Source organism: Mucilaginibacter gossypiicola, assembly GCF_900110105.1.
In the GTDB taxonomy this organism is placed as follows: domain Bacteria; phylum Bacteroidota; class Bacteroidia; order Sphingobacteriales; family Sphingobacteriaceae; genus Mucilaginibacter; species Mucilaginibacter gossypiicola.
In genome coordinates this window covers 94,184-109,733 of sequence record NZ_FOCL01000004.1, presented here as the reverse complement: position 1 = coordinate 109,733, position 15,550 = coordinate 94,184, and the positions used below count along the sequence as shown (strand labels likewise).

Annotated in this window: 13 protein-coding genes; 2 read left to right on the top strand and 11 right to left on the bottom strand. The window is 44.2% G+C overall.

The window, feature by feature from the left end:
• Positions 1–2: 2 nt before the first annotated feature.
• Genes BMX50_RS14160 through BMX50_RS14135 form a run of 6 tightly spaced genes read right to left on the bottom strand, consistent with a single transcriptional unit; the run spans position 3 to position 6,296 of the window.
• Positions 3–461 (bottom strand): phage tail protein, encoded by a 459-nt coding sequence (locus BMX50_RS14160; protein ID WP_090524166.1) that lies wholly within the window; start codon positions 459–461, stop codon positions 3–5.
• A 2-nt stretch (positions 462–463) separates the two neighbouring features.
• Positions 464–895, bottom strand: a complete 432-nt coding sequence (locus tag BMX50_RS14155) for a phage tail protein (RefSeq protein ID WP_091211201.1) — start codon at positions 893–895, stop codon at positions 464–466.
• Between the two features lie 39 nt (positions 896–934).
• Positions 935–2,926, bottom strand: a complete 1,992-nt coding sequence (locus BMX50_RS14150) for a phage tail sheath C-terminal domain-containing protein (protein WP_091211200.1) — start codon at positions 2,924–2,926, stop codon at positions 935–937.
• 11 nt (positions 2,927–2,937) lie between these two features.
• Positions 2,938–4,392: a phage tail sheath family protein gene (locus BMX50_RS14145; RefSeq protein WP_091211199.1), complete on the bottom strand. Its 1,455-nt coding sequence runs from the start codon at positions 4,390–4,392 to the stop codon at positions 2,938–2,940.
• 18 nt (positions 4,393–4,410) lie between these two features.
• Complete coding sequence (locus BMX50_RS14140; protein ID WP_091211198.1) at positions 4,411–5,595, bottom strand: hypothetical protein; 1,185 nt, start codon at positions 5,593–5,595, stop codon at positions 4,411–4,413.
• Positions 5,596–5,633: 38 nt separating this feature from the next.
• On the bottom strand, positions 5,634–6,296 hold the full coding sequence (locus BMX50_RS14135) for a Pvc16 family protein (protein ID WP_091211197.1): 663 nt from the start codon (positions 6,294–6,296) through the stop codon (positions 5,634–5,636).
• Between the two features lie 218 nt (positions 6,297–6,514).
• Here BMX50_RS14135 and BMX50_RS14130 point away from each other — a divergent pair, with 218 nt between their 5' ends.
• On the top strand, positions 6,515–7,234 hold the full coding sequence (locus BMX50_RS14130) for an FMN-dependent NADH-azoreductase (protein ID WP_244280995.1): 720 nt from the start codon (positions 6,515–6,517) through the stop codon (positions 7,232–7,234).
• A 54-nt stretch (positions 7,235–7,288) separates the two neighbouring features.
• Here BMX50_RS14130 and BMX50_RS14125 read toward each other — a convergent pair whose 3' ends face one another.
• Positions 7,289–8,410: a metallophosphoesterase family protein gene (locus BMX50_RS14125; protein WP_091211196.1), complete on the bottom strand. Its 1,122-nt coding sequence runs from the start codon at positions 8,408–8,410 to the stop codon at positions 7,289–7,291.
• 103 nt (positions 8,411–8,513) lie between these two features.
• On the opposite strand from BMX50_RS14125, the gene BMX50_RS14120 reads away from it, so the two are divergent.
• A complete protein-coding gene (locus BMX50_RS14120) occupies positions 8,514–9,035 on the top strand; it encodes a protease (protein WP_091211195.1) in 522 nt (173 codons plus the stop codon).
• A 245-nt stretch (positions 9,036–9,280) separates the two neighbouring features.
• Here the strand turns inward: BMX50_RS14120 and BMX50_RS14115 are convergent, their stop codons facing one another.
• From BMX50_RS14115 to BMX50_RS14100, 4 genes are all read right to left on the bottom strand, one after another.
• Positions 9,281–10,216, bottom strand: coding sequence for a sugar phosphate isomerase/epimerase family protein (locus BMX50_RS14115; protein ID WP_091211194.1), 936 nt, complete (start codon positions 10,214–10,216; stop codon positions 9,281–9,283).
• A gap of 3 nt (positions 10,217–10,219) precedes the next feature.
• The gene (locus tag BMX50_RS14110; protein WP_091211193.1) at positions 10,220–11,077 is read right to left on the bottom strand and encodes a sugar phosphate isomerase/epimerase family protein; all 858 of its coding nucleotides are present in this window, start codon (positions 11,075–11,077) and stop codon (positions 10,220–10,222) included.
• A gap of 116 nt (positions 11,078–11,193) precedes the next feature.
• Positions 11,194–14,634 (bottom strand): ThuA domain-containing protein, encoded by a 3,441-nt coding sequence (locus BMX50_RS14105; protein ID WP_244280993.1) that lies wholly within the window; start codon positions 14,632–14,634, stop codon positions 11,194–11,196.
• Positions 14,635–15,181: 547 nt separating this feature from the next.
• Positions 15,182–15,526: a hypothetical protein gene (locus tag BMX50_RS14100; RefSeq protein ID WP_091211191.1), complete on the bottom strand. Its 345-nt coding sequence runs from the start codon at positions 15,524–15,526 to the stop codon at positions 15,182–15,184.
• Between the last annotated feature and the right edge of the window lie 24 nt (positions 15,527–15,550).

Here is a 15,550-nt window from a genome sequence, read left to right as displayed (position 1 = left end):
CATCAGGTTTGAAGGGTGTAATACTGGTATTGCAGCTCAAAGCTTTCAATTGCAATACTGTTTTGCTCGGCATTCAAATCGCTCAGGCTCCATTTTTTTGGCCAGGCCTGTACTACATTCCAGGTTAAAAGCGGGTCATGCTCTTCGTTAAGCAGGCTTACGGTAAGATCTTTAGGTTCGATAATAAAATTATTGAATACGTTATTGCACCAATCCATCAGCAGTTTTGATTCGGTAATGAGCCCCCTTTTCAGCACCAGTGCCGGAAACTTGGCCCTTACCGGCAGCGCGTGTTCAAAACGGTTTTCTCCACCCTCCTTTTTGGATTCTGTTTCCATCTCCATGGATAGGCCCGATACATTCTGGAACCTGCTGTCGATGTTCTCATCGCCGATACCCGTAAACACCACCTTAAAATGAAAGCCTAAAGGCGGATAACCCGATTTTGCGTCGAAGGCCATGGTTAGCCGTTTTTGATGGTTAAACCTTCATGAGCAACCTCAAGCGTTTCAATTGCTGCCTCGTTGGCATCCGCCTTTAAATCGGCAGACTGGATCTTAACCGGGAAGGCATTTTTTACCGACCAGGTAACTACCGGCTGATGCTCTTCATTAAGCAGGTTAATGGTAAGGTCGCGACGGTCTATCTGGTTTAGTTTTACGGTGTTCATCCAATCATAAAACTCGTTGTCATTAGCAAATGTGCCGCGTTTTAGGGTGATGTTACCATATTTGCGCATACCAGGCATCTTTACCTTATTGTATTCCTTGCTGCTGCCTTCGCGGTATTCAATCACTTCGGTTTCTATCTGTAAGCCGGTTACTTCTGTAAAACCGATACGTGTGCCACCCCAGTCAACCTGGAAATGGAATTTGGGTAGAGGATAATTTGCCATTTTATTTGTTTTAAATGAAATTCAACAGATTTGATTTAATTAACTCTCCTGCATTTTGTGTGAGAAGCGGAGGATGATGAACTCGGCAGGCCTTACTGCAGCCATGCCTATTTCCACTATCATGCGGCCTTCTAAAATGTCGAGGGCGGTCATGGTTTCGTTAAGGCCAACATGTACAAAAAACGCATCTTCGGGTTTAGCGCCTTGTAAGGCACCGGCACGCCATTGCAGCGTTAAAAAGTTCTGGATCATCACCCTTACTTTTGTCCAGGTGTTGGCATCGTTATTTTCAAACACGAAAGGATAGGTAGCTTTTTTAACAGATTCTTCAACCATAATGAAGAACCGCCTTACCGGGATGTAGCGCCATTCGTTATCATTACCGGTTAAGGTACGCGCGCCCCAAACCAAAGTTCCGCGGCCGGCGAAGGCCCTGATAGCATTAATTGATTTACCGGTAGCAGTAACGTTCATATCGTCCTGATCGCTGTTGTCTATTTTTACAGCAGGGCCAATCACGTTGTTAAGACTTACGTTGGCAGGCGCTTTCCAAACGCCGCGAGAGCCATCAACATTGGCATAAACCCCGGCAATTGCCCCTGATGGCGGGATGGTGCTCATTTTAAGCGTTACTGCAGAGTTTGCCGCACCAAAAAATACATTGCCCGAAAACAAGGCCTGCTCGGCAAGGTTTTCATAAAACAATGCGCCGTTAATTAAACCGCCCAAACCTGTAAGGATAGTAGCAACGGTATCACTTAATGCCTGTACAATTGATAGTGCTCCTGCTGCATCCTTAGTAAAATTGTCGGCATTAGCCACTATCGCTGCAAAGGTTGAATTGTTTACCCACGGCGTGCCATCCAACACCGAATATGCAGTTGCCGGGGTACGGCCAGCAGTAGTATTGGCAGCTACCTTGGCATTTTTTTCATAGGCAATCAGATTGGTGATAGCAGCTTCAAGCTTGGCATCTTTGCTTAACGCGTCAATGTCTTTGCCATAAAGCGCGCCAACTGCCGGTGCGTCTTTGGCTTTTTTCCCGGCCGTTACAATTGCTGCTAATAAATCCAGGTAAGCAGTTAACTGCACATCAGGTGTTACGTTTTGTGCAATGTTGTTTGCCAGCGCAGTTAATTTTGCCGTTACAGCATCAGTGCCGGTAGTTCTTAATGCTGTTGCATCTGCAGCCGCAGTAAAAACCAGGCCGGTTACTTTATCCGTATCCTTTATTGCGCTTTGCAGGTTGGTTACCAGCGTTTTCTCGGCGGGACTTTTTGAAAAACTATCATAATTGGTGATCTTGGCCGGTGTAGCGGCATTATTCCAAAGTTCCAGCTGCCTGAAATCAACGTTAACATCGTAGCTTGTAATGATCCATGGGTAATAAGCTGCACCGTAGTTTAGGTTATTGATCCCTATCGAACTTCGGAAATTATCTATAGGCTTATTGGTTGTATCCTGACGTTTATCGCCCTGCAAAACGTCAAGTATCGAAAACCTATCCTGCATGGTAGCGCACAGGGCTAATGCTTTGGTTTGCAAACCGCTAAAGCCAACAAGGTCGGGATTACCACCGGCTAACAATTGAACCGCATCAGGGAAAAGGATCAGCGTAGGCTCATCCTCGGCCGAAAGCGTATCAATACCTCCAGATATAGGAGCTGCTGTTACCGCTGCTGAAAAATCTCCAACCGAAACAATATAACATGGCCCGCCACCATTATCAAAGTATTGTCTTAGCGATACATACAACAGAAAGCGCTTATCGGGTACTACGTTCAGGATTTGGTTTGTAGCCGGGTTAACAGTAACCTTAACGGTTGTGGATACATAGTCGCCCCCAAATAAACTTTCAAACTCCAGTAACGACTTTATGCGGGTTGGTACATTCACCAGCGATTTACCTTCGGGGGTTAGGGCAAAGGCTGTAAACCCAATAAAGGCAGGTATAGCGGTTTCAACCTGGGCAACTGATGGCGGAAACAGTGCAATCTCCTGCACGTAAACTCCGGGTGTTTTATAAGCCATGACTAATTGATTTAAGATTGAACCATTTTATGACTGAAACGCAGAATGATAAACTCGGCCGGACGAACCACAGCCATACCCACCTCAACAATGAGCCTGCCTTCAAGAATATCTAAGGAGGTCATGGTTTCGCCAAGGCCAACGTGCACAAAGAAGGCATCTTCGGGCTTAGCACCCTGTAAAGCACCTGCTCGCCATTGCAATATTAAAAAGTTGGCTATCATGCCACGCACCTTTGCCCAGGTATTACCATCATTTGGCTCAAATACGAAGGGCTGGGTTGAGTTTTTAACCGATTCTTCAACCATGTTAAAGAAACGCCTTACCGATATGTAACGCCATTCGTTATCATTACCGGCCAGTGTACGCGCGCCCCAAACCAATACACCTTTACCCGAAAATGCCCTGATGGCGTTTACCGATTTACCGGTGCTGGTAACGTTCATATCTTCCTGGTCGCTGTCGTCAATTTTAACCATTGGGGCCGATACCAGGTTGAGGCTCACATTTGCCGGCGCTTTCCAAACACCGCGGGTATTATCAACAGATGCATACACGCCTGCTATTGCCGCCGCCGGTGGCAAAATAACCGAGAACAGGTTGGTTTGCTGCGTAATATAGTTATACAGATCACTGTTGATGTGATAGATAGAATTGGCGGTATTGGTATCATCCCGCAATACCGCAGTGGCCGGAAAATCTGCAGTAGTGACGCCGGTTCCCGAAACGATCAGCTGTTTGCTTTCATTGCTGAAATAATTGATGCTGGTTTGCAGCCACGGATAATATGCGGCCCCATAACTAAGGTTATTAACCCCGATGGCTGTGCGGAAGGCTGTAGCTATATCGCCGAATGCTTTTTTGCCTTTATCGGCTACTGCCACATATGGGTCAATAAGCACCACCCTATCCTGTAAAAATGCGGCCTGAGCCAATGCTGCTGTATATAAACCGTAGTAATCTGCGGCAACAGTAAGCGTTACCGCATCGGTAAACAGCAGAATGGTGGGCTCGTCTTCTTTTTGAACTGCGGCAAGCGCATTGGTAAGCAGCGTTTTATCAACAGCAACTGCCGCACCGGTTTGCCCTGCCGAAACGATATAACAAGGCCCGCCGCCATTAGCAAAGTAAAGCTGCAGGCAATAATACATCCTGAATTTCAGGGCTGCATAAGGATCATCAATGGCAGCATCAAATGAAAACACCCCGGCCGCCTTTTTAATTTTGATACCGGTTGCTGTTCCGGTTGTGGTAAACAAAGTATTTTCGGCAAAACCAAAAATCTGCTCGTACTCTTTAAGCGATTTGATCCTGACAGGGTTGTACTGTAATGATGCCCCGTTATAGCTAATATTTTGTGTGTAGCCTATAAAGGCCGGGATAGCCGTTTCAACCTCGGCTACCGATGGAGGTAGGAGCGGAATTTCTTCCACGTAAACACCCGGAGTTTTGTATGTTGTTGCCATATTACTGTTTTTTACTTGCTAAAAAAATATGTCCGAAAAAATCTGGTTGGTTTCTGGTTTTATGAGCGACGCCGTTGCATTAGGCAAGTCGACAGTGGTCAGATTATTATTTTTATCCTTCACTTTCACGGTTATGAAACCCTGCCTTGTAAGCGGCAGCGCATTATCACTTACCGATGCGGCCCCAAAAGCTGTACCTATATAGCGCCAGTAAGTAGCCCTGTTTTTGAACCGCAAGCTAAACACCGGCGATTTCAGGGTAGTATCAGCCTGCAGAAGGTTATATACTGCATTGCTGGTTTTAACGCAGATATCAATAAAAGCCCATGCCGATGCATCTGTACTATAGTAAAACGGAAAATCATCTGTATAGCCAGTATCAGCCAGGTGGGCAGTATACAAGCCCTCAGGCAAACTGCTTATGTCGGCTTTTATAATATTCAGAGGGCCTGTTTCTACACTGGTAACTACATTCACCACGTTACCAGCCCTGTCTTTTATAGTTAATGCCGGAGTTTTATTTGCAACCGTTACCTGGTAGGTAAATACGCGCCCACACTGACGGATCAGATCGCTGTTGCCGGCGTAAGCCAACGGTTTTCCACTAACCAGCGGATCGGTGATCCAATTACCTGCAGGTGTGGCCCCGGCGGTTGGATCGAGGTTATTTTTTTTCTGGGCGATGAACAATTTGGTTGGTGTAGCCTGGTTATCAACCAACATATCACCCGGATAGTAATCGGTTGCCGCCTTATATACATTTGGTGTGGCAGTTATAAAAGGTGACACACGGGGTGATAATGACGGATCGTTAGTAAAAAAATACACCATTCCGTCGGGCGCTTTTAACGGCAGTGAACTGTAGTTGGCAAAAAGGCCATCGTTAATAGCTAAACTAAAGCTGAACACCTCGTTATCTGCCGGAACTATCTGCGGTTGTTCCTTAGTACCGTTCAAAGTATACGGGATGCCGGTAATAACACCGGTTTCAGTTTGTTTATAAACTATATGCAAACCCGCAAACTTTGCCCTTGTTGCTTTGGTAGGCGTTAAGCTCATGAAACTGCCTATGTCATAACGCTCCAGCATAGCCAGGCGCGCATCGGCGCTCAGCGTATCGAAAAGCGTTACGCCGTCATCCAGGTGATAATGATGACGGATGTCAATCTCAAATAGCGTTTCGTAGTTCAGGTCAAGTACCATCGGGTTATAATTTATAGGTTTACCGCCCGCACAAATCGTTAACTCAGTTTATCGGTCAGTTCTATCTTTTTAATGATGCCACGTGTTTCGGTTACATTGTCGCGTAATATTTCAACCAGGCGAACTCGGTATAGTACATATGGAAATTGTTTGCCACCCAGCGTGCTCCACAGGTAATTGGCCTGCTCAAATGTGGGCGAGTAGATATCGAGTATAAGGCGAAAATCGCCGAGCCCAACTTTTGTAGTAGGGCTGTTTTGTTTGGTAAACGTGTTTTTGCCCTGAAAAAACTCAACTATGTGTGACAGAAAGATCAGTGATTTTTCATACGAGCTAAAAAGACATGACGAAAACAAAACATACAGATTTAGGTACATAGGTGCATTGCGGTAATTGATATCGTCGCCATTACGCACATAGTTGGGTATGTTTTTCATGGTAAACTCTTCAGAGATATTTACCAGTGTCACCAGGATATTTTCCAAACCTTTGATCTCATCATCGCTCAGATGGGCCACATTTTTAAGCTGGGTAAAGGTTGAACTAAGCCCGCTGTTCCCGTCGGTTGTTTTGAGATAGTTATTTAACTGCTCAGCTAAAAAGCTTAAGGTTTGGTAAATCATGATAATTAGATGTTTATAGGTGGTTGCAGTTTGGCTGCTGATGTTATACCAAAGTTGGGCATCAGGCTTTAGTAACATGCAAGTGTATGCACGCTAATTACCACGTATTTATACGCAATTAAGGCACGTATAAATACGTGGTAATGAATAGGTTAAAAGAACATAAAACCTGTAAATTTCATCAAAAACAAACTTTTTAAAATGGATAGCCAGGCGGCAGAGCTTACTCTTCTTCAAACTCTATAATTTAGGCGCGGCGTAATAACGGCAAAATCGGCACAACCCGTATCTAATTGATGTTCAAACAAATATCCAAAAATCAGGATACTACTATCCTAAAGGATACCGGTATCCTTCAGGATAGTAGTATCTTTTTGATAGTTGACCGGGGTAATTTTGCTGCTACAAAATATACAGCAATGAAAATATTACATCTAATCAGCAGCCCGCAGGGCGAAGCATCTTTCAGCGTAAAATTAGGCAATGCCATTGTTAATGAATTACAATCGGCCCATCCGGATCATACATTAACTACTCATGATTTAACCACCACGCCATTCCCGCACCTGGAAGAGGCGCACCTCACCTCTTTTTATACTCCTGAAGAAAAAAGGACACCGGAGCTTGCTGAAGCAGCAAAAAATTCGGACGAGGCAATTGCCGAACTCATGAGCGCAGACGCCCTGGTTATTGATACGCCGATGTACAACTTCGGCATTCCATCAACCTTAAAAACATGGATTGACCACATTTGCCGCGCTGGTAAAACTTTCAGCTATGGTGAAAAAGGCCCTGAAGGTTTGGTTAAAAACAAAAAGGTATATCTGGCCATATCGTCAGGCGGCGTATACTCCGAAGGCTTTATGAAACCATATGACTTTACCGAGCCTTATTTAAGAACAGTTTTAGGCTTTTTAGGCATGACAGATGTTAAAACATTCCGTGTTGAGGGTGTAAAAGTGCCAAGCCTGCAGGATACCGCTTTATCCAAAGCGATAGAAGCTATTGAGCTTTAATAAAAAAGCCAAAGGGAAGCAAGTGCTTCCCTTTGGCTTTTTTATTATTCATAATTAAACCTTTACAATAAAACTATCTGTTAAAACAGATGTATTTTCATCTTCATCGGCTACAGTATAATAATCTCCGGTTAGGGTAATCCCTCTGTCATCACGTTCGATGCTTATTTTTAGGAAGCCATGCCGGGTATCGCAACTATGCAAAAGGCTTACGCCATCAAACCGGGAATCTTCGGCAGTAAACCCTTCATTGTCGGTCAAGGCAATCGGATGCAATTCGTCAAATCCGCCGGTACCGGCAACAATATAAGGCATCACGGTTAAATCATCATATTGCTTATTAAAACGCTGGTAGTTGTGTACGTGCCCGCTAAAAACTACATCAGGCCGGATGCCCGTCTCTTCAAAAACTCCCTCAAGAAAATCGATCATCGGCAAACTGGCCCCATGATTAATATCGGCCGAATAAGGTGCATGATGCATACAAAGGATAATAGCTTTGTCAGGACGTTGCATATCTGCCGATCTTAGCTCTTCCATAAACCAATTGCGTTGCTCGCGGGTAACAAAGCCGTACTTGGGCACATTGGTATGCAAACCAATAATGGTTGCCAGCGGCGTTTCCATTGTCCAGTAAATATTGGGCTGCGGCATGCTTTTGCGATTGATCTTGCGGCTTAACATTACCGGGCGCGAAACAGTATCACAAAACACTGTGGTAAACGCATCAAGGCTTTGATAGGGTATTTCGGCAGCCGGATTTACATCGCTATCATGATTGCCGGCTATCGCGAAAATTGCCCCCGGATACAGGCTATATGGCTCAAAAAACTGGTCATAATAATTTTTAGCCTCGCCGTGATTGTAAACAACATCGCCCAAATGATATAAAAACATAGGCTTATCGGCACCGGAAACATTCTTGTATTGCGCAGCCATCAAGCCGGCTATACGTCGTTGTGACCCGGGGTTACGGATACTTCCGGTATCACCTACCATATGAAAAACCATTTTATCACCGGCTATATCAGGCACTACGTCATATATAGATAAATGATATGGATAGTTACCCGATGGTTCGGGCAGAGGCTGAAATTTATAGCTGTCATCCGGCTGATCTTTCTTGATAACCGGACTGGTATGTTTTAATGCCGAAACTAAAGCCGTCTGCTCCATAATGCCCACAAAATTACGAAACCTAATATTAAGGCAGGATTAAATTCAGCCTTAATGCCTACAGCAAGCGTCTGGTGGTAATTGAAGTGCTTACCTTTGCGGCATGAAAAACTACAAAATAATCTTATCTGCAACCCTGCTTACGTTATCGGCATGTAGTGTTAACAAAGTAAAAAACACGTCTGCTGGTTCTGATTCTGCTAAAAATCAAAGTTCTGCCCCTGCTGTAAGCGCAAGCCTATTTGCCAAAATGCAAATAAAGCCTGCCGTTAAAATTGGAGACGCTGTTGAACTAAAATTCACCGTCTATAACGATGCCGACACAGCCCGTCAGTTTTGCAAATGGCATACTCCATTTGAACCTTTGATGAGCAAATACCTTGACGTTAAAGATGCAAGTGGCCAGGAAATGCAATACAAAGGTGCTATGGCCAAAAGAATCATGCCGCCACCGGCCAGCAGTTATGTTAAAGTTAACCCTAAAGATAGCTTATCAACCACTATCGACTTGTTAAAGGCGTATGATATTACTAAACCATCGAAATACACTATAGTTTACGTGGGGCAAAATATGAGTGGACTTACGATGAAAGACAGTGTAGAATTTGTTTATGAAGGGAAGTAAGAAAGGGATAAACATTTTGGGCACTCGTTGGCTCAAAACTATTATAAGTAACTCACCCTCTTTAATTTAAAAACCTTCTTTTTAAATTCCCCTCTCGAGAGGGGGCGCGAAGGGAAAGCGCGATAGCAGGGGTGTGTTGTGCGATTAGCTTATCAAAGCAGAAACACACCCCTCCGCCCCTCTCAAGAGGGGATTCGCACAATCCTCCCTTTTACAGTTGTCCTTTAAGTTAACTCCTTTACTCTTTAAGCGGTTACCGCTTTCATTTTCGCCAATGCAGTTTTTGCTACCGTTAAAGCATCCTGCGCATAATAACTCTTATTAAAAACCTCGAACGAGATCACCAGCGGCCGTTCGGGGTTTTTAACTATTTGCAGGATCTGTTTAAGCGGAGCAATACCATCGCCGCAATAAACCCTGTCCGGTTCAGAGATTTGTTCTGGACTAATACCTCCGGGATAGTCGTTTACATGAAAAATATCCAGTGCATGATGGCCAACATAATTCAGGGCCTCAACCGCCGACCGGCCTTTAAAAATGTGGAATACATCAAGCAAAATGCGGGCATTAGGATTACCACATTGCGTAGCCACATAAAGTACCTGACTTATATGTTTGAGATTTTGTGAGCCTCCCCACATCTCTAACTGAGGCATAACGCCGGTTTGCTCGCCCATTTTCAGGATGGTAAGATATCGTTCAGTAACCACATCCAGATCGATTACGGGGCCTTTGGTCATGCCTGCAGGTGGCGCCGCTATGCGGTGGCAACCTATTTTTGCCAGCATTTCCATTTCCTGCTGTAATTGTTCTAAACCTTTTTTGCGGGTTGCCTCATCATCAACCAGCCATGGGGCAAAGCCTATAGCGTCTTCAATTTTCAACCCCAATCCGTCAATGATTTTTTTTGCTTCGGTTAATGTGCCTCTACCCTGCAGATAGGTTTGCAAAGTATCTATCCAGATTTCAACAGAAGTAAAACCTGCTTTGGCGGCTACTTCAAGTTCCCTGACAAAACCAAGGTTATGCCCGCGAATAGTACTCATGTTTAACGAGTAAACAAAGCCATTACCTGCTTTTGGGGCAATTGGTGTAGCCGTTGCACCCGCTTCGCTCAACACAGCGGCACCTGCCGTTAAACCTATTGCTTTTAACACTTGCCTGCGGTTTAAATTGCTCATATATTAATCTTTTAAACCTTTCAGATAAGCAATGGTAACCGGTAACTGTTCGCTGTACGACGGACTTTCATCCTCAATAAAGTAATGTTTGATACCCGCCTTTTTCGCAGCTTTCAACACTTCGGGAATATTAATTTGGCCGGTGCCTAAAGCAACGTCATTTTTGGTATCGGTGCCGCCGGTAAGGTCATTAGCTACTCCCTTGCGGATATCTTTCAGGTGCATCAGTTTCATTCGCGAAGGATACTTATTGATCAATGCAGCCGGATCCTGCCCGCCGTGGAACGACCATAGGATATCTATCTCAAATGAAACATATTTGGGATTAGTATTTTGGGCGATATAATCAAACAGTGAACCATCATTGTAAGAGCCAAACTCATAGCCATGGTTATGGTAGCAGAAAGTTAAACCTGCTTCGCTTAAAATTTTGCCCACACGATTAAAATCTGTAACCGCCTTTTTGGCATCATCCAACGTAAACTCCTTACCATGCGGAATCCAGGCAACCATTACGTACTTAGCACCTAATATTTTGGCCAGCTTGATCACACTGCCCGGATCATTGACAATAGCCTCATACCCTGCGCCGGTTGATGGGATGCTGATTCCACGGTCATCGCACATTTTCCTGAATTCTTCAGGTGGCATGCCTTTTGGCCCTTCGCCTTCAATTTCGGTAATGCCTAATGACTTGATTGTATCTAATACAGACGCAGTGGCTTTAGGCATGCTACTGCGAAATGTGTAGGCCTGTACACCGATCTGATTGGTAAATAATGGTTTGCCTTGTGCCGAAGCTTTCTGTTGCCCTAAAGCCATGGCGGCGAAAAGGGCTATAAAGATGGTTGATTTTTTCATGTTTTTTGAAGATAAAAATGCGTCATTGCGAGGTACGAAGCAATCCCCGATTAGCAGGTTCGCTCTGTAAAGTTTGCGATTGCTTCGTTCCTCGCAATGACGGTATGTAAATAAGTCTACTCAACAAACTGAATATCCTTTAAATTTAAAATACCATCACTTGGTTTAGAATGTTTTATGGCGAAGAAATATACGTCGTGTTTTCCACTCACAGGCTTATTTAACTGTCCGGTTACTTCACCCGTTTTGTCCCAGGCACCCGTGGTTGAATAAGCTACGGAGCTGATCACCGGCCCGGCCTGCGAATCAATCCTTACTTCGATCTCGCCATCGTAATCTTTGGACGCATATTTATAAGCAAACTTGCTGATATTGGTCAGGTCGATATTTCTGAACAGCACGTATGATTTATGATTACCTGCCGAAAGATCATCTTTAAACCTGTTGAAACCTTTCAATTCATCGGCATAAACCGCCTTAATTGCCGAATTACGCAAAACCACCATATCAGTAGCCTTCAATGGGCCAACAACTTTACCGCCTTTATCGATATAAGAGGCCAACAGCGTATACTCACCACGCGGCTCAGCATTATTGAATTTTAAGTTGAGCGTACCTGTTAAAGGCAGCGGCAACACAGGGCTCTTTTTATCTGTTAGCGAAAAAATGTACTTCACAATTTCCTTCGTATCGGCATTTGATAGTTGCGGGTGCGCACTCATCACATGTTCGGTACCCCAGCTACCAGCACCACCGGCTATTATCTTTTTAGATAGCTGATCTATCGCTCCTTTCTGCATTTTATACCGGTTGGCAATAGCCAAAAAACTTGGCCCTACAGCAGTTTTGTTGATAGTGTGGCACGATTTACAATCACTGTTAGCAATCAAACCTTTGCCGGGATAACTTACTTCTGTAGTAGATAAAGCAGTCAGGTTTTGTGTTGTACTATTGGCAGATGGCTGCGGATTATATATGTAAAACAGTTTCACCTTTTTAGGGTCGATCTTGCCATCCTCCTTATCGCTAACTACTACATGATAATGGAATGGTTTACCTTTCCAGATGAATGATTTATTATCGGCGCTGGCTATAGTAACTTCAGGTTTGGTATTGCCAACCCTTACAATTACGGTATCGCGACCGGATAAACCGCCTCTATCAGTGACTTTTAAAATAGTTCTATATACACCCGGCTTAGTAAAAGTATAGCTGGCCGATGGTGTGGCTGCACCGACTGTTTTACCGTCAAACAGCCACTGGTAGGTGATCTTGTCGTCATCATCAAGGTCTTTACTGTTTTGGCTGCTGAAGCTTACTTTAAGTGGAGCCTGCCCAGCTATTTCCTTCTTCGCCGGAAATTCCTTTACCTCAGATGTCAGGAACTTCATTTTATTGAATTTATTAAAAGCAGCAGTGTCCGAAATGCTGGCTTTGGCTATCGGCGCACGGTTGCCTGTATTATACTCGATCTTGACCAAACGGGCATCTTCATTCTGCGCACCATAAACCGAACCGTATTCCAGCATATACAAAGCACCATCAGGACCAAACTGCATGTCTATTGGTCGCCTGAAATCACCGTTGGCAGGCATAAAGGCTTCGTTACGCAGGTAGTTCTCGTTCTCATCAAAACGGAGGTCTATCACCCAATTGCGCATCCAGTCGGCTACGAACAGCGTACCATCATAATATTCAGGGAATTTATTTGGATTTTTGACACTTTTATCAAACTCATAAAAATCACCACCTATGGCACAACGACCGCCCATACCTAATTCCGGAAACTCATCTGAAGCAGCATAAGGGTACCAGATCATTGCAGGCATAGCCGGAGGCAGCACATTTAAACCGGTATTATTAGGCGAATTATTTACCGGCGCTTTAGGATCAAAGTTTGGCCCCGGCTTGGCGTTCACAAAATCCCAATGCGAGTAGGCAAAATTATTGCCCACAAAATATGGCCAGCCAAAGTTCCCGGCTTTCCTTGCCTGGTTAAACTCATCATATCCGCGCGGGCCACGAGGTGAATCATTACCTGCATCCGGCCCTATCTCGCCCCAATATAAAACCGAAGTTTTAGGATTTACAGCAATACGGTAAGGATTGCGACAACCCATTACATAAATTTCGGGTTTAGTTTTAGCCATACCTTTCGGAAAAAGGTTGCCTTCGGGGATGGTATAAGTGCCGTCAGCTTCAGGATGAATGCGCAGGATCTTACCTTTAAAATCATTGGTATTGCCAGCACTGCGTTGCGCATCAAGGCTGTAATGCTCAGTACCCGGGCGTTCATCCAACGGCGCATAACCATCAGACGGAAACGGGCTTGAACTATCGCCCGTAGACAGATACAGGTTTTTATCCTTATCCCAGGCTAATGAACCACCATGGTGAGCACCACTTACTTTTTGTACAGGCACTTTAAACAAGATCTTTTCTGATTTTAGGTCGAGTACATCTGCCGGGCTTAATTTAAAACGGGAGAGCTGAAAATTAAGCGGCTCAATAGTTTGTCCGGCTGGCATGTAATAGATATAAACAAACTGGTTCTTTTCAAAATCCGGATCAAGCGTCAAACCAATTACGCCTGTACCTCCTTCATAAGTGATCGGGAACTTATGGATCACTTTAAACTTGTTGGTTTTAGTGTTGTAAACCGAAAAATTGCCCATCAATTGGGTAAAAAACACGCGACCGTCTTTGGCAGCAGCCAGTTCCATAGGCGAGGCAATGTTGCTCACCAGCACCGTTTTGATAAAGCGGGTTTGATCCGGAGCTACTTTTGAGTATGATTTGCCATAATCAAGCGGCTTGCCATTGCCCATAGCGTATTTAATGCCACCCAGCAGCTGTCCCAAAAACAAGGGATCGCTGTAGCTTTCATCGGTATGGCCGCAACCTGTGTAAAAAGCACGCCCGCCATCAAACTCATGATACCAGGTTATAGGGTGATTAGCCCCGTTGGTGCCGCCATCGTATGTATTTTCATCAAGGCTTGCCAGCACATGAATGCCGCTGTAAATAGATTTGTAGTTGTACCACTCGTCGGTACGCTCCCACCTTGTGGGCAGGTTAGCCGTAGCTGGCTGGCTTTTATCCGTTACATCAATAGTTGCCTTGCGAATATTGGAATTATTGGGGTGGCTTGAAAAATACGCGCCAACCAGTTTGCCGTACCATGGCCAGTCGTACTCGGTATCAGCGGCAGAATGTACGCCCATGAAGCCGCCGCCTGCCTGGATGTAGCGTTCAAAAGCCGCCTGTTCAACGGCATTAAGCACATTGCCAGTAGTGCAGTTAAATATTACCGCCTGGTATTTTTTAAGGTTATCATCATTAAAATTAGCCGAATTGGTGGTTGTATCTACATCGAATCCATTCTCTGTGCCTAATTTTTGAATGGCAGCTATCCCGAATGGGATGCACGAGTGATGCCAGCCTAAAGTCTTGGAAAATACAAGCACGCGCGGCTTGTCGAACGGTTTTTTAAAGGAATAAAGCAGGAAAGTTAATCCTGTCAAAAAAACGTAGGTGAGTTTTGTTTTTAATGACATGTTTGAGATTATTATTGGTTTACATTTAATGAACAGCCATAAAAGCAGCATTATTCTGCCTTGCTAAAAGGATTTACGTACAAGGCAAAAAAAATAAATGCAGTGTTGCTAAAAAGGGCTGTTCAGATAATTGGCTTACACAATAATAACTATTTAAAACATTCAGAGTGTATTAATTACACTTTATTTTATACAGCGATGGCTTTGTAATTGAATTGTTACCACCATCGATACGGAGTGATATACGGCCATCACAAAAAGACGAATAATCTTGCATATAACTCTCTTCATTGCCGTTGACTTTAGTCAACGGAATAATGGACACGATAGGTGGCTTCAGCCGAAACGCCGCCTAATTTGGGCTAAAGCCCGGTTATTTGTTTCTTTTTACCGTTGACTAAAGTCAACGGTAATGAAGAGGCTCTCTCTTTCAAAAAAGATCATTTAATTTCTTCAAAAACAACGAACCCCACAGACACCTATCCGCGGGGCTCGTACTAACCATTACAACCCAGGGCACGTCACCTAACAGCATGCCCCTTTATCTTTAAATTCCGGGCGCTACATCTTCGTAGTACTCGGGTATTATGGCTTTCTGGATCAGGGTATTCTTATGTTTTTCAAGCAGCTTTTTCCACCAGAACTGGTATTTTCGGGGGTATACTACCCTATCCTTATAATCACGTTTACACAAGCCCTCGTACGAGAGCAGTTTATTCATAACCTGGCGCGAATGGTCAACTACCATGTGCGATTTGGGTGTATATCCCATAAGTCTGTTGATCTCGCGATTGGCTTTACCAAGCAGTATCAGCTCAAAAATGTGAATGTGAAAGGTTGAAAATCCTTTTGTTCTTAAAAACGGGCGGTGAAATGTTGCTGACTCTTTCATAAAAAATAGCTTAGGTTAATAGAT